This window comes from Algibacter sp. L4_22 (assembly GCF_023473045.1).
Classification (GTDB): Bacteria; Bacteroidota; Bacteroidia; order Flavobacteriales; family Flavobacteriaceae; genus Algibacter.
In genome coordinates this window covers 675182-697163 of record NZ_JAMCOK010000002.1, presented here as the reverse complement: position 1 = coordinate 697163, position 21982 = coordinate 675182, and the positions used below count along the sequence as shown (strand labels likewise).

Sequence of the window (21982 nt, the reverse complement as noted above, 5' to 3'; positions counted from 1 at the left end):
TTTTTACATTAGTTAAACAGTAACTTTGGTTACACAAGTGTTAATTTGTTTTCTTGTAACTCCAAACAGCTAAGCCATTCATTATAAAAGCATAAAGTGCTGTTTTTAATAGCTGAGGAAGAATATCCATAAACCCAGAACCTTTAAGCATTACCATGCGCATCACTTCTACAAAGTATTTAATGGGGTTAAAATCTGTTATTGTTTGTGCCCATTTTGGCATGCTTTCTATTGGTGTGAATAAGCCACTCATTAAAATAAAAATAACCATAAAAAACCAAGCAATAAACATAGCTTGCTGTTGAGTATCCGTAAAGTTGGATATGAATAAGCCAATTCCTAAAATCACTAAAATATAAATAGATGTGTATAAATAGAGGAGTGGTAAACTTCCAACCATAGGAACATTAAATATAAGTTTTGCTAATGCTAAACCAACAGTTAATAAGCCTAGTCCTATTATCCAAAAAGGAAAGAGTTTCCCGATAATAAACTGACTTTTTTTAATTGGTGTTACATTTATTTGCTCTAATGTGCCTATCTCTTTTTCTCGTACAATATTCATTCCTGAAAGAAAAAGAGTAATCATTGTTACCAATAGAACTAGTATTCCTGGAACCATAAAGGTTTTATAGTTTAAAGTTTTATTATACCAAAACAAAGGAATGTTTTCTATGGTAATTGGCTGTATTTGTTTGTCGGAAACTTGTAATAAATCTACTTTTATATTTTGATTAAAGCGTTGCACGATTTGTGTAACATATACATTTTCAACTCCAGCGGCAGCACCATCAATAGCATTTATAGTTACTCCTAAATTGTTGTGTTTTTCTTTTTGTAAATCACGTTCAAAATATTGTGGAATTTGTAAAAGAACATCAACATCTCCTTTAAGCATTGCTGAACTTGCTAGTGCTTCCGAAGAAAAATCTGTTAATACATTAAAATATGTAGATGCATTAAATTTTTCAACTAAGGCTCTAGATGTTGAAGAGTGATCATTATCGATATAGCCAAATTTTATATTTTTCACTTCAAAAGTGGCTGCATTTGATAAAATAATGAGTTGTATTAATGGCATAACAAAAATGATAGGAAGCATACCTTTATTTCTAAAAATTTGCTTGAACTCTTTTTGTATGATGTATAGAATTGTTTTCATTATTCCAATCTAATTTTATATTTCTTAACGCTCACTCCAATAAAAAAGATAGTCATTCCTATTAAAATTAAAGTTTCTTTCCATATAAATTGTAATCCAACACCTTTGAGCATAATACCTTTAATGATGATTATAAACCATTTTGCTGGAATAATATTACTAATAATTTGCAATGGTAAAGGCATGCTTGAAATAGGGAAAATAAAACCAGACAATAAAATTACAGGAAGCATGAGCCCCATTAAAGAAATCATCATGGCTGTTTGTTGAGTTGCCGAAATAGTTGATATTAAAATACCTAAGGCTAATGCAGTGATGATGAATAAAACACTTTCTATACCTAGTAAAAAGAAACTACCTTGAACTGGCATTTTAAAAATAAAAATACTCAGCATAACAATGACTATTGCGTTAATAATGGATAGAAAAATATACGGAAATACTTTGCCAATAATGACCTGAATTGGTTTTATTGGGGATACTAAAAGGATTTCCATAGTGCCTAATTCTTTTTCTTTTGTAATAGAAATTGAAGTCATCATTGCGGAAACCAACATTAAAATAATTGTCATAACACCAGGGACAAACATATACACACTTTTTAATTCTGGGTTATAAACCATGCGTGTTCTTGGTGTTATTTGGTATGCAATTGTGATGTTTTTATTCAATCCTTTTTGATATTGCTGAAGAATTGCATTTACATAATTACTTATTGTATTTGCGGTATTTGGGTCTGTAGCATCCGTAATAATCTGTATGGTTGCTTTATTATCTTTGATTAGATTTTTACTGAAATCTTTTTCGAAATTTAAAATAGCTTTTACTTTTCCCTTTTTAAAAATAGTTTCAATATCCGACTCTTTGTCAATAAATTGATTAATGCTAAAATATTTTGAAGCTGAAATTTTATTTATAATCTCTTCTGTTGTCGCATCTTTAGAATGATCTAAAACGGCAATATCTACATTATTGATTTCGTTTGTTATAGCGAAACCGAATAGCATAATTTGAGCAATTGGCATACCAAAGAGAATAAACAACGAGCGTCTATCCCTAAAAATATGGTAGAATTCCTTTTTTATGAAGCCTATAAATCTTTTCATCCTCTTGCTAGTTTTAGAAACACATCGTTCATATTATCCACTTTAAACTGCTTTTTGAGTTTCTTAGGTGTATCTAAAGCTTCAATTTTACCGTTAACCATGATGGAAACTCTGTCGCAATATTCTGCTTCATCCATATAGTGTGTCGTTACAAAAACAGTTGTGCCTTCACTTGAGGCTTTGTAAATCATTTCCCAAAATTGACGTCTAGTTATAGGATCTACTCCTCCTGTTGGCTCATCTAAAAACACAATTTTTGGATCATGAATTAAAGACACAGAAAAGGATAATTTTTGTTTCCATCCTAATGGTAAAGAACCTACTAACTGGTTTTTTACTTCTTCCAATCCCAATTCTTCAATTAATAGCTCTGATTTTTCTTTTATTTTTTTTCTTGATAGGCCATAAATCCCTCCAAAAAAAGTGATGTTTTCTTTAACCGTTAAATCGTCATATAAAGCAAATTTCTGACTCATATAACCAATATTTTTTTTGATATTTTCAGCTTGTTTGTACACATCAAACCCTGCAACATTTGCTTTTCCAGAAGAGGGTTTAGAAATACCAATCAACATTTTCATGGCTGTTGTTTTTCCTGCTCCATTAGCTCCTAGAAACCCAAATATTTCACCTTTATTAACCTCAAAAGTAATCGCGTTTACTGCTGTAAAATCTCCAAACATTTTGGTTAGTCCTTCTACTTGTATAACTTTATTATTTTCCATTTTTATTTAAACCTTATAGGGCTATTTTGCTAATTCCATAAAGGTGTCTTCAATAGTTGGTTGTGTCTTTTCTATTTCTATATTAGATAGGTTTTTTGATCCTAAATAGGTTACTAAATCTTCTGGATTAAAATCTGTTCTACTATCCGAATAATGTACAAATTCTCCAAAAGGGTAGACGCTATGGTTGTATTCATAATCCTTTAAAGCATTTATGAGTTGATACGTATTATTAGCCCTTACATTATAAATTTGTTTGGGATAATGTTTTACAATAGCTTTAGGCGTGTCAATCTGTAAAATTTTACCATCTTGTATTAAAGCAATTCTATCGCACAAAGCAGCTTCGTCCATGTAAGGTGTAGATACCAAAATAGTAATCCCCTTTTGTTGTAAACGCTTTAACATTTCCCAAAATTCTTTTCTGGAAACAGGATCAACACCTGTGGTTGGCTCGTCTAAAAACAGTACTTTAGGTTTGTGGATTAGTGCACAACATAAAGCAAGTTTTTGCTTCATTCCTCCAGATAATTTTCCTGCTCTACGGTCTTTAAAAGGTTTTATTTGAACGTAAATCTCTTTTATTAAATCGTAATTTTCTTCTATAGTTGTTCCGAAGATAGTGGCGAAAAAATCAAGATTTTCTTCAACAGTTAAGTCTTGATAGAGTGAAAATTTCCCTGGCATATAGCCAACACTATTTCTAATTTTTTTATAATCTAAAACCACATCGAAATTGGCAACCGTGGCCGTACCTTCATTTGCAATTAAAAGTGTTGTTAGAATTCTAAACAACGTTGTTTTTCCTGCTCCATCAGGACCAATAAGTCCAAAAAGTTCACCTTCCTTAACTTCAAAAGAAATATCTTCTAAGGCTTTTACGTTTTTGTACGATTTGCTAATATGGTTAACAGATATACTCACTTAGTTTTAATTTTGAACAATAATTTTAGTTTCCATAGTAATTTTAGAGGTAATGGAATTTGAAATTAAACAGGCTTTTTCCGATTTTTCTAAAATACGTTCTGTTCGCTCTTTTTTAGATTCGTCTGTAATTACAACTTCCGGAAACAATAATACTTCGCTAATTACAAACTTGCCATCTACTTTTTCTAAAACCCCTTTAGATTCACATTTAAAACTCACAAATTCTAATTTTGAATATTCAGAAATCGCTAAAAAAGTGGTCATTAAGCAGCTACTTATCGCTGCTGTAAATAAATGTTCTGGCGACCAAATATTGGGCATTCCTCCGGGAAATTCTGGTGGTGTTGCAACTTCAATGCAATTAGTTTCGTTGGTTGCATTATTTTTTAATTCTGGGGAACACATGGTTCCTTTTCTGTCTTTTGTCCAATTTACATTAACGTTATAAGTATGTTTTTCCATGATATTGTATCTTATATTTATTATTGAAAGTAGGTGTTGTATTTATAAATATTTTCCGCAGTACTCTTTTTTAATTTTGAAGCATCTTCAATAGTTTTAGCTTCAGAAAGTGCTTCAATTTTATCCATCAATGGTAAGAGCCAAACATGTAAATTATCATGAGGTTCACCTTTCATAGTACAATTTTTAATAATATAATTTTTATTGATGTCTAATTGTTTTGCTAGAGTTTTATAATCCTCTAAAGTATTTGTTTTAATGGTTTCAAGGCTATTAAGCATGTTTTTTACACCTTCATTGGTTTCTTTGTTTGCTAACCATTTACCTTCTTTGTTCGTCTTTATTTCATTAGTCCATGAGTTTTTATAAACTTCTAAAGTCTCTCTGTTTTCCTTTGTGTTATCTACTACAACGGGTGGGTTATTTGTTTGTATTCTATCTAAAGTATTTTGCTTTTCATTGTCTTTACAACCAACAAAAACAATTAAGGTTATTACAAAAATTAAATATTTCATCATTTTAGTTATTATTTATATTGTTAATCCACATTTCAGCAGGCATTCCTATTTTAAGGCTGCCATCATTTTTCACATCTACTTTTACTGCATAAACTAATACAACACGTTCTTCTTTAGTTTGAATTATTTTTGGTGTAAATTCTGCTTCCGAAGCAATCCAACTAATCGAACCTTTATAAGATTTCATTGTATCTACACCATCAATTTCCACAGTAACTTCTTGACCTATTTTAATATTGCCCAATTGCGTTTCGCTAATGTAGACGCGTAATTGCATCGTGTTTAAATTTGCTATTTTATATAAAGGTTTACCAAAAGCGGTAATTTCATTAGGCTCGGCATATTTAGTTAATACCGTTCCGTTTACAGGATTTATAATTTTACTTTTCTGAATCTGATCGTCAATTTGTTTTAATTGCACATCGATAGATTTAAGCTCGTTAACCACAGGTGCATTTTGTATTTCTACACTTCTAATTTGATTTCTTATAACATCAATTTCTCCAGAAACATCGTCTAATTGTTTTTGAGTTCCTGCGTTATCTTTTATTAAATTTTCTGCTCGTGTTTTATTAATGTTGGCTGTTTTTAATCTAGAATTTAGTACACTTATTTGGGATAAAACTCCTTTAGATTTTGAGCCAATTACAGCTTTAGACACTTCTAATTGTTCTTGTTTTAATGCTAACGGAATAGTATCGATATAACCAATGAATTGTTCTTTTTGAAGTACATCGCCTTCATTTAGATCGAATTGCATTAATTTTCCGTTGTTTTCAGCTGAAATGGTTATTTCCGTAGCTTCAAAATTTCCATAGCCATCGGCCTTTTCATCGTTGTTTCCACAAGAAAACAAGCTTGTTGCTATTATGCTTAAACCCAATATATAGTTGTAATTTTTCATCTGTATATTTTTATTGTCCTTTAATGATATTGTAATTTGATTTTGCTAGTTGTAACTGAATTTTATGTTTTACTAACGTATTTTCGTCTTCGTATAAATTGGTGAGTTCTGTAATATATGCCGATGAGGTAATAACTCCGTTTTTAAGTTGAGAATCTGCCGATTTTAGTACCTCTTTTCTAAGATTTATAATCTCTAAATCTGATGTGATAAAGGCTTCTGTTTTATCGATTTCTTTTTGTTGTTTATTTAATTCAATGTTAGTGTTTAGTTTGAAAATTTCGGTTTCATTATCTATAATATCTTTATTAATTAATAAGGATTCACGTTGTTTTTTGTTCGAATTCCAATCGAATACTTTCCAATTCAATTTAACTCCAACAGTATAAAATGTTTGAAATGAATTATCGAGCATATTTAGTCCTGGATTACCATATCCGCCAGTTGCAAACCCTAGTAGTTTTGGTGTATTTTGTTTTGATAATACACTTTCCGAATTTTCAATTTCTTCTTTTTTAAGTTGAAATAATTCTAATTCTGGTCGGGTTAAATCCGTTTGTAATTGCGTTTCTACCAATGAATTTTGAAATAAAGTTGAAGAATTTAATTGCAGGCTTATTAAACTAGAAAGAGATTGAATAAGTGTTAATTTATTACTTTCTAATTCTTTAAATTGTTGATCTATTTTTAATAATTCAGCTTGTAAAACTTTATCTGAAGATGGTAAAACAGCACCATACTTAATACCCGATTGTATTTCTTTTAGTTTTGCTTGTAATTGCGTTTGTTTTGCGTTTAATAATAACTTTGATTCTTGTGCTAATAAAATGGAAAAATAGAGCTGATTGATTTGTTGTTTTAATTGATACAAACTAACTTCTACTTGTTTCTGTTTGGTTTTTAATTGCGCCGATTTTAAATCTAAGGAGGCACCGGTTGCTCCTCCATTATAAATTAATTGATTTACGGAAACCGTAGCACGATATTGGTCGTTGTTTAGTGGCTCCACCGCAGACATTGCGGCAGGAAACTCAATAACATCCGATAGGTAAGTGGCATAGGCATCTAAACTTATTTGCGGCAATTGTGAAGTAGAAATAACTGCAGCTTCTAGTTTGTTTTGGGTATTTAATAATTTAGATTGTTTTGCTAAAGGGTAATTAGTAGTTACTAAATTGTAACATTCTTCTAGTGTAATGCTTTGTTGAGCAATACTTGGCAAGGCCGTTAGGAGGATTAAAATGATTATTAATTGTTTCATTTTATATGTGCTTTATAGAATTAATAATAAAGTCGGCTACTTCTGTTTTTCGATCTTCAATTAGCTTTTTATAAGCGTCATCATCTGTATTTGTAAATACCATGATTAGTGGTTTGGCTACAAATGGGAAAATATTTAAAGCCATAATATTTATGAATAATTGTTCTGCGCTAATGGGTTTAATAATGTTGTTTTCAACTTCATATTGAACTTGTTTTTTAAATTTTTCAATATTAGGGAAGCCATTTGTGCCTTTCATTTTAAGCATAAAATCTGGATTTCTATTCAATTCTTGAATTATGAAATTTGGCAGATAAGGATGTTTAACAATAAATGTTATATAATTTGAAGTAAAGTTTCTTACTTTTTCTTCAATTAAAGAATCATCATTTAAAATAGTATTTAATTGAGGTGCTAATAATGAAAAGGCATTTTTAAAGACTGCTTCAAACAGCATTTGTTTACTTCTGTAATAGTAATGAAGCATCGCTTTGTTAATACCTGCTTTATCTGCTATTTCTTGCATACGAGCACCATCCATTCCTTTAGACTGAAATATGCTTTTTGCAGCGTCTAATATTTGTTCTTCCGTATTTTCGTCTTTTGTTTTTCTCATTTCAACTAAATGGTTTAACCAGATGGTTAACAAATTTACAAAAAATAATCAAACAGTATCCTATTTGATTATTTTATTATAGTTTTAATTTATTTTTTAGGAAGATCTTTATTCAATTTGCTCTCTATAAACTTAATGGCTATTAATCCGAGCACTCCGCCTAAAATGGAAATAATACAATTAATGATAAATAATGAGATATGAAATGTTCCGTTTTGCATTATGGACCAAGGATCGAAACCTAATCTTCCAAAGGATTTAATAAAAAAGATACTACCAAAAACACCTATTAATGTATTTCCTGTGAAACCAAAAGAATATGTTTTTTTTAAATTCCCAAATACATTTGCAGCAATAATCCCTATGAAAATACTAATCAAGGAAATTAAAGTACCTGTCATGATTTAGACTGATTGTAATTATTAAAAATAGTTTTTTTTATAGACTATAAAAGTACTAAGTATATAGTTAATACTACGTAACTTTGGTTACAAAAAAAAGCCTCAATTTGAGACTCTTTTTTAATTTAATATATATGCGCCAATGCGTGCAATTTAAATCTTTTATTAACGTTGATTTTTCTTCAGGAAAACTATAATATTTAATATTAAATAGCTTTGTTAATTTTGTAATGAGTAATTAATTAAACTCGTTAACATCGTCGCTAAGATCATATACTGTAACATTATTTATTAAATTTGAAATAATACTACTACCTGCTGCACTTCTATATCCACCAGCACAATGCACTACAATTGGTTTATCTGTAGGGATTTTGTTTTTAGAAACTCTTAATTGATTTAGAGGAATTGGGATGGCGCTTTCAAAAACCTTACCTTCATCTACTTCACTTGTATTTCGGATATCAATAATTGTATATTGATTTGGATACTTTTTAAAGTTTTCAAGGTCTAAAGATTTGAATGTTTCGAATTTATTAGAACCTAAAGTTATAATTGATTTTATTTGCTTTTCATAACCAATTTTGGCTATACGACTAAGAATTGTTTTTCTGTCATTAATAGAATTAATTACCAAATGAAACGCTTCATTAGGTTCTACAATAGAACCCAACCACGTTTCTACTTTATCATCTTCTGTTTCTGCAATAATATTAATACTTCCTTTAAGATGATTATATTTAAAATATGAAGCCTTTCTTACATCAATAATCAAACTGTCGTAATTCCTGAACTCGGTTATTCCAAAGTTAAAAGGTACATCGCAGAATGTAGTTTCAAAATTATCTGCACCTTCTTTATTAATAGCCACATTAAATCCAAAATAAGCAGGGATAAAAGGTTGATCTTTTAAAATGTGATTCACAAACTGATCTTCGGTTAAATCCTTAAAAGCCCAATTTTCATTTCGTTCTCTTCCTAAAGTACTTGATGGATCTGTACTCATGTTTTTACCACATAAAGAACCTGCTCCATGCGCTGGATACACTTTTGTAGTATCTGGCAAATGATTAAATTTATTATGTATGGTATGATACATGCTTTTAGCTAATTCTTCTCTTTTAGCTTTCATGTTACCCGCTTTTTCTCGCAAATCGGGTCTTCCAACATCGCCTATAAATAAGGTGTCTCCCGAGAACATAGCATAATTATTATCTATATCATTAGCTATAATTGTAATACTATCTGGTGAGTGCCCTGGTGAGTTAATTGCAGAAAATGTAATCGCTCCCATTTTTAGTGTATCACCATCATCAAATGCTTGGTGTGGATAGTTAGCTCCAACCAATTTACTTACATAAATTTTTGCTTCCGTCTCTTTATGTATCTGAAAATGACTGCTCACAAAATCTGCATGGGGATGGGTTTCAAAAATAGCTTTAATTTTTGCGTTATGCTTTTCTGCTAATTCATAATAAGGCTTTGCATCTCTTGATGGATCTACAATAGCCATTTCATTATTACTTATTATAACGTATGAATAATGCGCTAATGGTTTGTCTTCAAATTGTATAATATTCATAATTTTGTCTTTTTATGTTTATCTATATAATAGAAAAATTGGTCTCCTTTTAAATTTAAAACTAATATATTGAAGGAGCGTTGTGTTTATCAATTTTAGTTTAAAAAAATATACTAATTGAGTTAAATTAGAAAAAGAGCCTCAATTTGAGACTCTTTTTAATTTAAAAATTATTTTACTTTTTAAGAATGCTGTCTAACACTAAATCTTTATCCAGTTTTTTAGTACAGAAAAACCAGTCTTTACAATCTAACTCTTCAGTAGAAGTCATTCTTTCTTCTGCAACGCCACAAGATCCAGCTGGAGATACTATAACATCGTCACCAGGATTCCAATCTGCAGGAGTTGCTACATTAAATTTGTCTGATGTTTGCATGGCTATCAATGCTCTGTATAACTCATCAAAATTACGGCCTAAGCTTAAAGGATAATAAATTATGGCACGAACGGTTTCTTCTGGATCTACAAAAAAGACAGCTCTAACGGCTTGGGTTTTACTTTCTCCTGGTTGAACCATACCATATTTTTTAGCGATATCCATAGAAATATCTTCTATTAAAGGAAATTTAACTTCAACGTTTTTCATTCCGTTAAATTCAATTTTCTCTTTAATAGTTCTTAACCATGCAATATGGCTGAATAAACCATCTATAGATAAACCAATAAGGCTACAATTTGCTTTATTAAATTTTTCTTCTAAATGTGCAAATGTCATAAATTCTGAAGTACAAACCGGCGTAAAATCTGCTGGATGACTAAATAATATAGACCATTTTCCTTTATAATCCGAAGGGTAATTAATTTCTCCTTGAGTAGTTACTGCGGTAAATTCTGGTGCTTTATCACCAATTCTTGGCATGGTGAAAGTTTCTTGTTTTTCTAAATTTGCTTCCATAATTAATATATTGTATTATTGATTTATTCTATGATGTAAATTTAAACCTATAGAGTAAGCCTATATATAACTTAGGTTACATAAGTTGAGCAATTTTGAAAAAAGAAGTATTTTAAGGATGCGTTGCTCTAAATATATGGTGTAGTTTTCTGAATAATATAAACCTGAATTAGGTTTTGATAGTTATTATTTCTTCTTAATTTTAATAAACAACTCTCTTCCTTTTCTTGAGTGATGAGAATTATGAGATTCATCCATTAACAGCACATCAAAATTTGGGTGAAAATATTTTTTATATTCTGTTTTAGAACCTCCAAAAGGAGGGTGTGTTTTATTTAAAGGTGCGTTAAAAAGTAAACCTGCTATTTTACCGTTTGTATTTAACATTTTAAATGCTTTTTCTGCATAAGTAGTTCTTAAAATGGGGTTTATTGCACAGAAAAAGGTTTGTTCAATAATTAAGTCGAAAGTGATATTTATATCAAAAAAGTCGCCATGAATAAGATGATGTTCAGGAAAGGAAGGGACTCTTGTTTTTATGTTTAGGAGTGCAGTTTGAGATAAATCGATTACAAATACATTCTCAAAGCCATTAAGGTGTAGATATTCTGCTTCATGAGAATTACCTCCACCAGGAATTAAAATTTTTAAGCTTTTGTTTGTTAACTGATCAAAATAAGCTTTTAATGGTGGTGAGACTTCGCCTAAATCCCAACCCGTATCACTTAATTTATATCTATTATCCCAATAGCTTTCGTTAAAATCCATTAATAGGAATCTGTAATTACATTAATTAATTCGTGCTTTTGAAGCATACCAGATTGTCTCCACACTTGTTTTCCTTTAATAAAAAGTAGCATAGTTGGTACACCTCTTACTTGGTATTTAGCGGCTATAGCTTTGTTTTTGTCAACATCTATTTTAATTATAGAAACTCTATCTTTTAATGTTTCTTTGACCTCTTTTAAAATGGGATTCATCATTTTACAAGGTCCACACCATTCTGCATAGAAATCTACTATTACGGGAGTATCTTTATCTATTAATTCTGAAAATTTGCTCATAACTTATTTAATTTATTTATCAAAAGTAATACTCCAAAGACCTCTAATTTCATTAATGTTATAACCTATTGCTTTATCTTGAGGGTATAAGCTTTCTAGTTTGCGTAATGTTAGTTTTTGAATGTCTTGGTTTATTTTTCCATGACATTGTAAACACATTGTATTTGTAGAAATAGGGTAGTAGACCTGAACTTTATTATCCAGTTGATCTACAATCGCCTTTGGTTCTATATTATTTTTAATATCGGTTTTAAAAGATTCAATATACGTTAATTCTTTTTTATTTGCTTGATTATTTTGGTTTCTAGGTTTGTCGGAAACTCTTTTAATAGTTGCGTTATGCACCACAGCCATACTATCTGTTAATGGGTAGGCTTTTATATTACAAAATGCTAAGGCTTCTAAAGTTCCTTTTTTTTGAATGGCTTTCATTAAATTTTTACCCAAAACGGCTTTTGTGGATAGGGCATATTTTAAGCCACGTTCACCATAAGATAAATCACCAGTACTCGCTTTTGTTTGTTGCATGCGCATACCTTGTCCGTTACCCAGGCCTTTTTTCATACCTTGACCATTGTTATTGCCTCTTTCTTGATTATAATGAGCTTCGAACCATTCGGGTTTATCAATCTCAAAATCGAACATGTAATCCGCTATTTGGGTTATGGTTTCTTCTTCAAAAGGTAGTTTTGGCATCAAACCAAAACGGTTTACTGCTCCGTACATTTTGGCATTCTCTTCAGTTGGGTTTTTAATCCAAGCTAGTATATCTTTTGTAAAGTTGGCCTTTGTAGTTTTGTTATTTATATAACGTTTTTTTATAGCAATCATTGGTGGTCCAATTCGATCATCTTGATTTGCAGAAGGACTATGGCATGCATAGCAATTAGCTTCCATTAATTTTTTACCTGGATGGTTGTTTGCTTCCTTTTGATTTTCGAAAGCTGAATACTCTTTTTTCTTAGAATTATTACAACTAAAGATTAGAGCAGAAAAAATAAATATGACTATTAAATTTTTGATTTTAACCATTTTATTTTGAAAATTTTCCTGTAGCACAACTAACAAAAGATTTAGCTTTTGAAACTAAATTATTATCGTCTTCTACCGAAGGATAACCTATATTTTTTAATTTTTCTTTTACGGCAAGTGCATCGGCTTCATTTATGTAATTAAACGATACTTTACTTTCATCTACATGAACTTTAATATCCGAAATATTTTTAATATCCGATAGTTTAGTTGAAATTGTATTGGCACAACCACCGCATTTTAGGTTTTGTACTATTATTGAAGTTTTCATTTTTGAATGTTATTTTATATGTTGGTAAAATGGGTTCGCCGTTAATTTAGTTTATTTATAATTTAATATACCTCCTTTTAAATCGTAGATTTCTGTAAAACCCATTGCGGCTAATTTATTCGAGCATTGTCTGCTTCTAGCTCCGCTTCTGCAATACACATAAACAGCTTGATCTTTGTTTAATTTACTAAACTCGTCATTAAAATTACTAGAAGCCGAATCTATGTTTTTTGAGTTTTTTATATGTCCAGAGTTAAACTCATTTGGAGTTCTAACATCTATTAATTGTACGTTTTTGTTTTGTGTCTGTGCTTTAAATTCGAGAATATCTAAAACTTTTATTGCACTATTTTGAGGCGTTTTAGATCCAAATATTGTTGTGAATATTGACATGATTATGATGCTTTTCATTTTTGATTATTAATAAGCATAAATTTAATCTAATTCCTACATTTTATATGTAACCTAAGTTACACAGATGTAATATCTAGTTTTTGCATTAATGGATATTTATTCTCTATAATTTAAAGGACTTTCAGTTTAAAAAATTAGCGTTTATAAATTTAAAATTTTCAAGTAATTTCTATGTAGCTCTATCTTGCCAAGCTGTTCCAGTTTTTTTAGTAATCGTGATATTACAACTCTAGAGGTGTGGAGGTCATAAGCAATTTCTTGATGTGTATATCTAATAATATTATCATTATTAACACTGGCTTTTTTCTTTAAGTATTGTACTAATCTCTCATCCATTTGATAAAAGGCAATACTATCCAAGGTTGCTAATAATTCGTTTATTCTATTATGGTAACTTTCAAAAACAAAATTTCTCCAAGATTTATATTTTGCCGTCCATTCTTCCATTTTACCTACAGGCACCATAATTAGTTCTGCATTGGTTTCGGCTATAGCTCTAATTTCACTTTTTTTATGTCCTAAACAGCAGGTCATGGTCATGGAGCAGGTTTCACCTCGTTCTAAATAATAAAGCAATAGCTCGTCTCCATCATTATCTTCTCGTAAAACCTTAATAGCTCCAGAAATAAGCAATGGCATAGATTTTATGTAATCGCCTATTTCTAGCAACTTAAACCCTTCGGGTATTTCTTTATAAGTTCCAATCTGTGCTATTTCTTCAAGTAAGGCGTCTTCAAAAAGATGCCCATAACTATCGTTTAATTCATTTATCATCTTAATTCCGCTTTAAGTTGTTTCAAAATTACAATATCAGCATTTGAATAAGGTTACTTATGTTACACACTCGATATGTTATTGTTCTATTCTAAAGTTGAAAAGATGCAACTTATAATAAGGATAAATAAATGATTAAAAATTGTATTAAATATAGTGATGTCTTTATGCAGTAACAGCTTCTTTTAGCTTAGTATTATGTTTGTTAAAAGCTAGTATTGGTATGGTTACAATTTCTTCCATTTCTCTAACCAAATCTCTATGAAATAAATTATCAAGACTTAAGCTATGTTTACGTTCTAACATGGCTAACATACTTGCTTTTTCATTATCTAAAACACTTACAAGACCAGATTTTATTTTAGTTGCAGCCATAGTTTTAAATGTGATTTCTTTATAAGAAATTTGCTCTAATAGTATAGATTTAAATCGTACCATTTTTTCTTTAGCAGTAGTTGTATCTGTTTTATAAATATGAACAACTTCTATAAGAGCTTCAAACGGGCTTACAATTTCAATAAGTTTTTTTATAGGTAGAATATCTTCCTTTTCAAAATCTGTTGCATATACTATAGTTGAAATGCTTTTATAAACCATACCATTTGGTATCATCATTACTGGAACTTCAATTTTATCTAACAATATATTTGCTATATTACTAGAGAAATACGTTCTGTGACTACGGGTATCTTTAATACCTAGAAGTACTAAATCTGGTGATAATTTTTTGGATATGTCGAGGATAGCATTTTCAACTGAAATGTTTTCGACAACATGAATTTTAATAGGGTTTTCTCTAAATTCGTTTTTAAGATGGGTTTCGCAGTATTTTGTAACAATATCTTTTTGCTCTTGAATCATATTATTCTTCAATACGTCAGAACGTTTTATAACAGAAATAGAAACCGGAGGAACATCGTAAACGTGCATCACGTGTAAATTTGCTTTCATAATATAACTAAAACGATAAGCATATTTTAATGCTGAAGCATCGTTTTTAGTACAATCTGTTGCATATAGGATAGTTTTCATAACACTTAATTTTATCTGATTAAAATTATGATTATACATCTTTCAAAAAAATGACATTCGTCATAGAACCAAATTATTTTAGGACACTAAATTTTGAGTTTAATATTCCTGTTTTTAACTGCTTTTTCCTGAAAGATCTAATATTTTTATACGGTATACTACGGGGGCTTTGTAAGATTTTGTTTTGTTGGGGAAATCGTTTATGAACTGAGGGTATTCATGATCCTTATTAGCTATTATTTTTTTTAGACCTAAAGTAAATTTGTGTAATTGATGTTGTGCAAACGTGCCATCCAGTTCTTCAAATTTACCATGCACAAGGATAGATTTCCATTTGTTTATGGATTCTATTTCGGTTATTGCTAGAGATGTTGCATTGTTTAATCTCATAGCATCGATTTTATGACCTTCATCAGAATAACTAATAATACAATTATCTTCTTTATTATAATAATAAGTAATAGGAATTGAATAAGGTTTATTTTCCCATATAAAAGATAAGTAACCAATATAATTAGTCTCTAAAATATGCAAGCTTTCGCTTTTGGTTAAATCTTTCATGACGTTATATTTTAAACTAGTATTCATGATATTATATTTTAAAGTATTATTTATTAAAAATATAATTATAATAGGTAGTCTACAATGATATATATCAATCAACTATAATTTTATAGATTCGGAATTTTAAATGAATGAAATTTGGTAAGAAACTTACCGAATAAGCAAACTATATAGAAGTAGAGTTTACTGTATTTATAGATATATAATGCTTTAGAAATTATTAAAAGCTATTCTTTTACGTGTACTTTAACTTCAGGGATTTTAATGATTTCTATAGTTGTTGATGCTAGTAAAACTTTGCCATTTGTTTTTTCAAGGGCTTTATATATATCATTGTTTAAGATATGTTTTGTGATGCGTCTTTTTTTATAATCTACAATATATCTTAGGTTAAATTGAATCCAATTATCGTTTAGAGTAATTGCTAAAGTTGGGTCTACTACAGCGTCTTCAATGTAATATTTATTAACAACTTCATTCCATTTAGATTTTGAATTAATGGTGTGTTCAGAAAGAATTTCCGAAGCAATTTTAATAACTATAGATTTTGCTAATTCAATATCCGATCCATATTTAATGGGTAAATTAAACTCATCCCAAATAAAAGGAAAGTCTTGAGAATAGTTGTAAATAGGGCCTTTAAAAACGAATGCATTGCTTAGTTTTACAATACGACCGCTATAATTATCACTGCTTACCCATTGGCCAATTTCCATCATGGTGGTATGCATACTGTTTACATCAATTACGTCGCCTTTAATACCATTAATTTCAATACGATCTCCAGGTTTGTATACTTTAACAATAAATATATATAATGAGCCAGCAACGCTTAAAATAAGTTCTTGTAACGTAAAAGCGATACCAGCAGTAAATAACCCAATAGCTAATGTGAAATCTTTAATATTGCCTGTGAAGTAGGAAAAGGATAGAATGATTAGAACTATGTATCCAATAATTTCTATACCTTTTTGAGACTTATATCTAGCATCTGTATCGGTAACTTTTTTTCTTAAATAACGCCGAAATAATTGAATTAAAATAAGAACAAAAATGACAAGAATAACATATTTAAAAACACTAAATATTGTTGGGTTTTTATCGAGCCAGTTTATTAATTGTTCCATTTTAATTAGTTATATATCTTCATAAAGGCTTAGCCTATTATTTAAAGTTTTTATTTCTTCTTGTAGCGATTCAACTTGTTTTAGTAAATTATAAATAACATCTACACCTTCTAAATTAATATCTAAATCGTAGTGTAAGCGTATCATTTTTTCAACTTTTTTTATCTGTTTGGTATGGATATAAAAGTCATTATTTTTAGCAATAACCTCTACCAGTTGAAATTCCTGTAATGTATTTATAAAGGAAACCGGAACATTATAGCGATTACATAGAATTGGTACAGGTATTAAATCTTGTATTTCCATTATTGACGTAGTTTTTGTAACTCTTTTATTAATGTTTTTTCTTTTTCTGTAAGGGCAGTCGGTATTTTTATTTGATAGGTAATATATAAGTCTCCAAACTGACCGTCTTTTTTATACTTAGGAAACCCTTTTCCTTTTAGTTTTACTTGAGCTCCATTTTGGGTTTCTGGTTTTATATTTAGTTTAACTTTCCCGTTAAAGGTATCCACCATAATTTCGCCACCCAATAATGCATTATACAAATCTAAATCTATGGTTGTATAGAGGTTATCTTTGTCTCTTTTAAATTTTGTATTGTTTGAAATAGAAAACTGAATATACAAATCGCCATTTGGACCACCATTAACACCTTTGCCACCGTGGCCTTTTATTTTTATGTTTTGTCCATTTTCTATACCTGCCGGAATGGTTATTCTAATGTTTTTATTGTTAACGGTTAAGGTACGTTTGTGTGCTGTATAAACATCTTTTAAGTCTAGTTGCATTTCCGCATTAAAATCTTGGCCTCTAAATTTTACAGATCGGCCACCGCCACCTCCTGAAGCTCTACCACCAAACATATCCTCGAAAAAAGAAGAATAATCTTGATCGGCATATCCACTAGGACCACCTTGAGAACTTTGATTATATTGTCCTTGTTGTTTTGCTTTTTCATACTCTTCAGCATGTTGCCAATTCTCACCGTATTGGTCGTATTTTTTTCTGTTTTCAGGGTGGCTTAAAACTTCATTAGCTTCATTTATTTGCTTAAATTTTTTCTCTGAAACTTTATCATTCGGATTTAAGTCTGGGTGATATTTACGAGCCAATTTGCGATATGCTTTTTTAATATCGGCTTCTGAGGCTGTTTTTGAAAGCCCTAATAATTTATAATAATCTATGTAAGCCATTATCTACTTATTTTTATGGGTTTCGATATGATGTTTTAATAACAGGTTTAAACTTTCTAAATAATCGCCCATTACCTTCGTGTTTATATGTGGTTTGTTTTTGGAAGGCACAGTCATTGGTGTTTCGTCTAAAAAGGGATATAGTTCGGGGTAATCCGTTTCTATTAAGTTTGTTAGCTTAACGATTTTGTTCTCTATAATTTGTAATTTATCCATGATTTTTTAATTAAACATCCAAGTTTTTTTCGATTTTTCATTTTCTAAGATTTCTTTAATCATCCTAAAAACAACATTTTTAACTTCTCTTTCATTATTTATTAATGAAATAATATCATCTTCAAGTTGTTCGTTTTCAATTCTAAATTCGGCAGTATTATGTTTGTATGTCTTATCGATTATTTTAACAATATTGTCTAAATTTAATTGTATCCGTTGCTGTATGTATTCGCACTGGTTTTTTAACTCAAAAATTTCAAGTTGTAATTCTCTTAATTCGTCCAGATTTTCGTATTCTAATAGTTCAGAAAAGTGTGACTCTATAAGGGTTTCTAAAAATTTTATGTCGAATAAATAAAACGCTATATCATTTTTCCAATGCTCTATTAAAATATAAAGTTCTTCCCAATTAGCTTCTTTAATATAATTTGCGGTTGGTTTTATTCGGTAATTTTTCATCGCATTAATTTTAAGAAGGTTAAAACTTAAAAGTACTTTTAATATGGCTCATTATAAATGATAAATATCAGTTAAGGTAACCTAGTTTTAGTAACTAGTTCTGGCTTTTGATTTTAAGATATATAAATTTCTAAACTATAATTTTACCATCTTCCATAGTAATAATTCTATCTGTTTTTTTAGCGAAATCTTCGTCGTGAGTTACAATAAGAAGCGATAAATCTTGTTCTTCACTGAGTTGTTTAAAAATATTGAAGACGTTTTTAGAATTATGACTATCTAAGTTACCAGTAGGTTCGTCTCCCATAATAATAGAAGGGTTATTAATTAAAGCTCTCGCAATGGCAGCGCGTTGTTTTTCTCCTCCAGAAATTTGAGAGGCTTTCTTTTTTGAAAGCTGTTCTATATTTAAAATTTTGAGTTTTTGCATGGCATCGTGCTCAATTTCTAAATTCGATTTTTCACCTAATTTTTTAGCAGGAAGCATTACGTTTTCTAAAACTGTAAATTCTGAAAGTAGATAGTGAAATTGAAAAACAAAACCGATATGCTTGTTTCTTATGTATGATAATTGGTCGTTATTGTTGCCTGTTATTAATTTATTATTTAAAAATAGTTCACCTTGATAATTGGTGTCCATGGTAGATAGTATGTAGAGTAATGTGGATTTTCCACAACCAGATTTTCCCATAATAGAAACAAATTCCCCTTTGTTTATTTTAAAACTAATATCCTTTAAAACGTGAAAAGGCATAGGCTTTTTAAAGTATTTATTAATGTTTTTAGCTTCTAGTACAGTGCTCATAATTATTGACCTCTTATAATGGTTACAGGATCTATTTTTTTAGCTTTTCGTGATGGTAAATAACCTGCGAAAAAAGTGGATATCATAGCGAATAACATGCCTATAAAATAAAACCATGGATTAAAATTTATAGGGTACGTTTTTACTCTTGGTAATGCCTGAGTTTGAAAAGGAATTGTGCTAATAATATTTGTAAAAATGAAACCAACAAGTAGACCTAAAATTCCGCCAATAAACCCAATTATCATGGCTTGACTCATAAAAATAAGCTGCACATCTTTGCCAGAAAACCCTATGGCTTTTAGAATGGCGATATCGTTCATTTTTTCATAAATAAACATATTTAAAATGTTGTAAATACCAAAACCAGCAACAATGAGCAAAGTTATAGATACGGCATAGGTTATCATATTTCTAACATTTGTGCCTGTTTCAAATTGGGCATTGGCGGTATTGATATCTACGGCTTTTAAATTGAACTCTTGTTCTAGTTTTTTTGATAAAGGAAGTGCATCATCAATGTTATTAAGTTTTACATTAATATCTGTAACATAATTATCTGCTTCACCAAGAATGCGTTGTACTGTTTTTAAATTTGCAAAGCTTTGTATAGCATCAATATTTGTAACACCACTTTGGTATAATCCAACTATTTTTAACGGGAAAATCTCGCCTGTTGTTGTGTTTATTTGAATACGATCTCCAACATCTAAAGCCATTTTTTTTGCAATACCTATACCGAGTAAAATACCATTTTCGGTATGATCTAAAGCTTCTGGAGAACCTCTAACTATATAATCATCAAGGTTGAATAATTTAGCTTCATCTAGCACATTAATGCCTGTTAAATTACCACTAATATCTATAGAACCTGCAATGTAAAATATATTAGCTTTTATTTGGGGGAGCGCACCACGAACAATGTTTTTGTTTTCTAAATATTTAATTATAGGTAATGCGTTGTGTATTTTTTTTTGACTTAATTTAGGTTTAATGGAATGCACTACATTCATACTGTTTTTAAACTCATCATATAACGCGATTGGTTGTTTTTTTGAAGGTTCTATTTCATTATAAATATGAATATGCGGTGTTTGATTTAGAATTAAATCGTCTAATATGGTGTTTAAACCCGTCATAAAACTCACCAAAGTAATGTAAGCTCCAATACCAAAAGTAACACCTAATGCCGCAACCGCAGTTTGCTTAAATTTAGTTAGCAAGTGCATTTTTGCAATGTTTAGTATAACCTTCCAGTTCGTCATTATTCGGGTTTATAAATACTTGTATTTTCGCTAATTCCAGAAGTTATTTCTATGAATTCCATATTTTGTAAACCAGTAGTAATGGTTATTAGTCCATCATCGGTTTTTACTTTATTATCATTTATAAGATATTCTTTTGGAATGGTAAGCACATTTTTTTTATTTGAAATAATAATATTAGCTTCTCCAGAAAGTCCAGGATATAAGGTTTTTGGAGCTTCATCAAATAGAGCTTCTACTGTAAATGTTTGGTTTCTTTCATCTTTTTTTGGATATATTTTGGATACTTTTCCTGTAAAAATAGAGCCATTGTATGCATCTAGATTAATAATTACTTTTTGATTTTTTATTATTTTTACAATATCCACCTCATCTACTAGCATTTTAATAATAAATTTAGTTGCACTGCCTATTGTAGCCAGAGGTTCTGTGGTAGCAACAATTTCGCCGGGTTCTTTATATAAGGCATATATTTTACCATTTATTGTGCTTTTTATGGTGAAATCTTTAGTGTTTATTAATGAAGATTGATAGTTGTTACGCGCCTGTTTTACGGTTGTCTGTAATTCGTTTTTAGTTCTGTTATATTTACTTTGTAGTAGTTGTAAATTATTTGATGATAATTGATAATTAAGTCGTTTTGTATCATATTCTACTTTAGAACCAATATTTTTATTCCATAGATTTTTTTGTCTGAAATAATTAACCGAATCATTTTTGTATGTTAAGTTAGCCGCAATTATTTCATCTTTTATACCTCTTAAAACGGCTGCATTTCCGTTATAATTTTCTTGAGCCAATTCTAAAGATAGTTTGGCATTTTCAGTATTTAGTTTAGGTGTGTTATTCTCAATTTGTAATAAGGCATCACCTTTTAAAATAATATCTCCTTCTTCAACTAAGTTTTTGTATAAAATACCGGCAACAATGGCATGCACTTGGTAAAGGCTATCTGGCTGTATGGTTACAGAAGTGTATACAGATTCTGTTAGATTTTGTTTTTCTGGGTGTATTTTATCTGTGTTTTTAGAACAAGACACCATGAGTAAAAACAGACTTGTTAATTGTATTATCTTCATGTTTAATTTAACTTTTAATAAAATAGATATACCTAGGCTTATTTTTATTAATAACAACTATTACTAAACGGTTGGATAAAATGGTTTTTATATACAAAGAGTGTTTAGCGCTATTTCAATTATGA

Annotated in this window: 28 protein-coding genes; all 28 read right to left on the bottom strand. The window is 29.8% G+C overall.

From position 1 onward, the window contains the following. Positions 1-40 precede the first annotated feature (40 nt). Entirely contained in the window at positions 41-1162 is a 1122-nt protein-coding gene (locus M4I23_RS07730) for an ABC transporter permease (protein ID WP_249754008.1), read from the bottom strand. Then, entirely contained in the window at positions 1162-2268 is a 1107-nt protein-coding gene (locus M4I23_RS07725; RefSeq protein WP_249754007.1) for an ABC transporter permease, read from the bottom strand. The genes M4I23_RS07730 and M4I23_RS07725 overlap by 1 nt, the downstream gene beginning before the upstream one ends. Further along, positions 2265-2993, bottom strand: coding sequence for an ABC transporter ATP-binding protein (locus tag M4I23_RS07720; protein WP_158849104.1), 729 nt, complete (start codon positions 2991-2993; stop codon positions 2265-2267). The genes M4I23_RS07725 and M4I23_RS07720 overlap by 4 nt, the downstream gene beginning before the upstream one ends. A gap of 21 nt (positions 2994-3014) precedes the next feature. Continuing rightward, entirely contained in the window at positions 3015-3917 is a 903-nt protein-coding gene (locus tag M4I23_RS07715; protein ID WP_158849106.1) for an ABC transporter ATP-binding protein, read from the bottom strand. A 6-nt stretch (positions 3918-3923) separates the two neighbouring features. Beyond that, positions 3924-4382, bottom strand: coding sequence for an OsmC family protein (locus M4I23_RS07710; RefSeq protein WP_158849108.1), 459 nt, complete (start codon positions 4380-4382; stop codon positions 3924-3926). Positions 4383-4402: 20 nt separating this feature from the next. After that, the gene (locus M4I23_RS07705; RefSeq protein WP_158849110.1) at positions 4403-4900 is read right to left on the bottom strand and encodes a hypothetical protein; all 498 of its coding nucleotides are present in this window, start codon (positions 4898-4900) and stop codon (positions 4403-4405) included. 1 nt (position 4901) lies between these two features. After that, positions 4902-5804 carry an HlyD family secretion protein gene (locus M4I23_RS07700; RefSeq protein WP_158849112.1) on the bottom strand — a complete coding sequence of 301 codons (903 nt, stop codon included), beginning with the start codon at positions 5802-5804 and terminating at the stop codon, positions 4902-4904. A 10-nt stretch (positions 5805-5814) separates the two neighbouring features. Next, complete coding sequence (locus tag M4I23_RS07695; protein ID WP_249754006.1) at positions 5815-7065, bottom strand: TolC family protein; 1251 nt, start codon at positions 7063-7065, stop codon at positions 5815-5817. Position 7066: 1 nt separating this feature from the next. Next, positions 7067-7681 carry a TetR/AcrR family transcriptional regulator gene (locus M4I23_RS07690; protein ID WP_249754005.1) on the bottom strand — a complete coding sequence of 205 codons (615 nt, stop codon included), beginning with the start codon at positions 7679-7681 and terminating at the stop codon, positions 7067-7069. A gap of 89 nt (positions 7682-7770) precedes the next feature. Continuing rightward, a complete protein-coding gene (locus M4I23_RS07685) occupies positions 7771-8082 on the bottom strand; it encodes a hypothetical protein (protein ID WP_158849119.1) in 312 nt (103 codons plus the stop codon). A 238-nt stretch (positions 8083-8320) separates the two neighbouring features. Further along, complete coding sequence (locus M4I23_RS07680) at positions 8321-9664, bottom strand: rhodanese-like domain-containing protein (RefSeq protein WP_249754004.1); 1344 nt, start codon at positions 9662-9664, stop codon at positions 8321-8323. Between the two features lie 175 nt (positions 9665-9839). Then, the gene (locus M4I23_RS07675) at positions 9840-10559 is read right to left on the bottom strand and encodes a peroxiredoxin (protein WP_158849123.1); all 720 of its coding nucleotides are present in this window, start codon (positions 10557-10559) and stop codon (positions 9840-9842) included. 186 nt (positions 10560-10745) lie between these two features. Further along, positions 10746-11327, bottom strand: a complete 582-nt coding sequence (locus M4I23_RS07670; RefSeq protein ID WP_249754003.1) for a TPMT family class I SAM-dependent methyltransferase — start codon at positions 11325-11327, stop codon at positions 10746-10748. Beyond that, positions 11327-11623, bottom strand: coding sequence for a thioredoxin (trxA, locus tag M4I23_RS07665; RefSeq protein WP_158849127.1), 297 nt, complete (start codon positions 11621-11623; stop codon positions 11327-11329). The genes M4I23_RS07670 and trxA overlap by 1 nt, the downstream gene beginning before the upstream one ends. A gap of 12 nt (positions 11624-11635) precedes the next feature. Beyond that, positions 11636-12655: a DUF3365 domain-containing protein gene (locus M4I23_RS07660; RefSeq protein WP_249754002.1), complete on the bottom strand. Its 1020-nt coding sequence runs from the start codon at positions 12653-12655 to the stop codon at positions 11636-11638. A gap of 1 nt (position 12656) precedes the next feature. Next, positions 12657-12926 (bottom strand): heavy-metal-associated domain-containing protein, encoded by a 270-nt coding sequence (locus tag M4I23_RS07655; RefSeq protein WP_158849131.1) that lies wholly within the window; start codon positions 12924-12926, stop codon positions 12657-12659. Positions 12927-12977: 51 nt separating this feature from the next. Next, positions 12978-13337, bottom strand: a complete 360-nt coding sequence (locus tag M4I23_RS07650; protein WP_233267538.1) for a rhodanese-like domain-containing protein — start codon at positions 13335-13337, stop codon at positions 12978-12980. A 144-nt stretch (positions 13338-13481) separates the two neighbouring features. Further along, positions 13482-14114, bottom strand: a complete 633-nt coding sequence (locus M4I23_RS07645) for a Crp/Fnr family transcriptional regulator (protein WP_158849133.1) — start codon at positions 14112-14114, stop codon at positions 13482-13484. 165 nt (positions 14115-14279) lie between these two features. Continuing rightward, complete coding sequence (locus tag M4I23_RS07640) at positions 14280-15146, bottom strand: universal stress protein (protein ID WP_158849135.1); 867 nt, start codon at positions 15144-15146, stop codon at positions 14280-14282. Between the two features lie 114 nt (positions 15147-15260). Then, the gene (locus tag M4I23_RS07635; protein ID WP_158849137.1) at positions 15261-15707 is read right to left on the bottom strand and encodes a pyridoxamine 5'-phosphate oxidase family protein; all 447 of its coding nucleotides are present in this window, start codon (positions 15705-15707) and stop codon (positions 15261-15263) included. A gap of 230 nt (positions 15708-15937) precedes the next feature. Next, positions 15938-16837, bottom strand: coding sequence for a mechanosensitive ion channel family protein (locus M4I23_RS07630; RefSeq protein ID WP_158849139.1), 900 nt, complete (start codon positions 16835-16837; stop codon positions 15938-15940). A 9-nt stretch (positions 16838-16846) separates the two neighbouring features. Continuing rightward, the gene (locus tag M4I23_RS07625) at positions 16847-17143 is read right to left on the bottom strand and encodes a chaperone modulator CbpM (protein ID WP_158849141.1); all 297 of its coding nucleotides are present in this window, start codon (positions 17141-17143) and stop codon (positions 16847-16849) included. Then, a complete protein-coding gene (locus M4I23_RS07620; protein WP_249754001.1) occupies positions 17143-18033 on the bottom strand; it encodes a DnaJ C-terminal domain-containing protein in 891 nt (296 codons plus the stop codon). The genes M4I23_RS07625 and M4I23_RS07620 overlap by 1 nt, the downstream gene beginning before the upstream one ends. A gap of 3 nt (positions 18034-18036) precedes the next feature. Further along, positions 18037-18249: a hypothetical protein gene (locus tag M4I23_RS07615; protein WP_158849145.1), complete on the bottom strand. Its 213-nt coding sequence runs from the start codon at positions 18247-18249 to the stop codon at positions 18037-18039. 6 nt (positions 18250-18255) lie between these two features. Continuing rightward, positions 18256-18708, bottom strand: coding sequence for a hypothetical protein (locus tag M4I23_RS07610; RefSeq protein ID WP_249754000.1), 453 nt, complete (start codon positions 18706-18708; stop codon positions 18256-18258). 130 nt (positions 18709-18838) lie between these two features. Next, the gene (locus tag M4I23_RS07605) at positions 18839-19513 is read right to left on the bottom strand and encodes an ABC transporter ATP-binding protein (protein ID WP_249753999.1); all 675 of its coding nucleotides are present in this window, start codon (positions 19511-19513) and stop codon (positions 18839-18841) included. A gap of 2 nt (positions 19514-19515) precedes the next feature. Then, entirely contained in the window at positions 19516-20778 is a 1263-nt protein-coding gene (locus M4I23_RS07600) for an FtsX-like permease family protein (protein WP_249753998.1), read from the bottom strand. Beyond that, positions 20778-21857 carry an efflux RND transporter periplasmic adaptor subunit gene (locus M4I23_RS07595; protein WP_249753997.1) on the bottom strand — a complete coding sequence of 360 codons (1080 nt, stop codon included), beginning with the start codon at positions 21855-21857 and terminating at the stop codon, positions 20778-20780. The genes M4I23_RS07600 and M4I23_RS07595 overlap by 1 nt, the downstream gene beginning before the upstream one ends. Positions 21858-21982 lie beyond the last annotated feature (125 nt).

Bases quoted from the DNA above. Each gene is read 5' to 3' on its own strand.
- M4I23_RS07595 (WP_249753997.1), bottom strand. From the start codon at position 21,857: ATGAAGATAATACAATTAACAAGTCTGTTTTTACTCATGGTGTCTTGT.
- M4I23_RS07640 (WP_158849135.1), bottom strand. From the start codon at position 15,146: ATGAAAACTATCCTATATGCAACAGATTGTACTAAAAACGATGCTTCA.
- M4I23_RS07600 (WP_249753998.1), bottom strand. From the start codon at position 20,778: ATGACGAACTGGAAGGTTATACTAAACATTGCAAAAATGCACTTGCTA.
- M4I23_RS07610 (WP_249754000.1), bottom strand. From the start codon at position 18,708: ATGAAAAATTACCGAATAAAACCAACCGCAAATTATATTAAAGAAGCT.
- M4I23_RS07720 (WP_158849104.1), bottom strand. From the start codon at position 2,993: ATGGAAAATAATAAAGTTATACAAGTAGAAGGACTAACCAAAATGTTT.
- M4I23_RS07675 (WP_158849123.1), bottom strand. From the start codon at position 10,559: ATGGAAGCAAATTTAGAAAAACAAGAAACTTTCACCATGCCAAGAATT.
- M4I23_RS07710 (WP_158849108.1), bottom strand. From the start codon at position 4,382: ATGGAAAAACATACTTATAACGTTAATGTAAATTGGACAAAAGACAGA.
- M4I23_RS07700 (WP_158849112.1), bottom strand. From the start codon at position 5,804: ATGAAAAATTACAACTATATATTGGGTTTAAGCATAATAGCAACAAGC.
- M4I23_RS07635 (WP_158849137.1), bottom strand. From the start codon at position 15,707: ATGAAAGATTTAACCAAAAGCGAAAGCTTGCATATTTTAGAGACTAAT.
- M4I23_RS07650 (WP_233267538.1), bottom strand. From the start codon at position 13,337: ATGAAAAGCATCATAATCATGTCAATATTCACAACAATATTTGGATCT.
- M4I23_RS07680 (WP_249754004.1), bottom strand. From the start codon at position 9,664: ATGAATATTATACAATTTGAAGACAAACCATTAGCGCATTATTCATAC.
- M4I23_RS07685 (WP_158849119.1), bottom strand. From the start codon at position 8,082: ATGACAGGTACTTTAATTTCCTTGATTAGTATTTTCATAGGGATTATT.
- M4I23_RS07725 (WP_249754007.1), bottom strand. From the start codon at position 2,268: ATGAAAAGATTTATAGGCTTCATAAAAAAGGAATTCTACCATATTTTT.
- M4I23_RS07645 (WP_158849133.1), bottom strand. From the start codon at position 14,114: ATGATAAATGAATTAAACGATAGTTATGGGCATCTTTTTGAAGACGCC.
- M4I23_RS07620 (WP_249754001.1), bottom strand. From the start codon at position 18,033: ATGGCTTACATAGATTATTATAAATTATTAGGGCTTTCAAAAACAGCC.
- M4I23_RS07615 (WP_158849145.1), bottom strand. From the start codon at position 18,249: ATGGATAAATTACAAATTATAGAGAACAAAATCGTTAAGCTAACAAAC.
- M4I23_RS07630 (WP_158849139.1), bottom strand. From the start codon at position 16,837: ATGGAACAATTAATAAACTGGCTCGATAAAAACCCAACAATATTTAGT.
- M4I23_RS07690 (WP_249754005.1), bottom strand. From the start codon at position 7,681: ATGAGAAAAACAAAAGACGAAAATACGGAAGAACAAATATTAGACGCT.
- M4I23_RS07605 (WP_249753999.1), bottom strand. From the start codon at position 19,513: ATGAGCACTGTACTAGAAGCTAAAAACATTAATAAATACTTTAAAAAG.
- M4I23_RS07730 (WP_249754008.1), bottom strand. From the start codon at position 1,162: ATGAAAACAATTCTATACATCATACAAAAAGAGTTCAAGCAAATTTTT.
- M4I23_RS07670 (WP_249754003.1), bottom strand. From the start codon at position 11,327: ATGGATTTTAACGAAAGCTATTGGGATAATAGATATAAATTAAGTGAT.
- M4I23_RS07660 (WP_249754002.1), bottom strand. From the start codon at position 12,655: ATGGTTAAAATCAAAAATTTAATAGTCATATTTATTTTTTCTGCTCTA.
- M4I23_RS07655 (WP_158849131.1), bottom strand. From the start codon at position 12,926: ATGAAAACTTCAATAATAGTACAAAACCTAAAATGCGGTGGTTGTGCC.
- trxA (WP_158849127.1), bottom strand. From the start codon at position 11,623: ATGAGCAAATTTTCAGAATTAATAGATAAAGATACTCCCGTAATAGTA.
- M4I23_RS07625 (WP_158849141.1), bottom strand. From the start codon at position 17,143: ATGGAAATACAAGATTTAATACCTGTACCAATTCTATGTAATCGCTAT.
- M4I23_RS07705 (WP_158849110.1), bottom strand. From the start codon at position 4,900: ATGATGAAATATTTAATTTTTGTAATAACCTTAATTGTTTTTGTTGGT.
- M4I23_RS07695 (WP_249754006.1), bottom strand. From the start codon at position 7,065: ATGAAACAATTAATAATCATTTTAATCCTCCTAACGGCCTTGCCAAGT.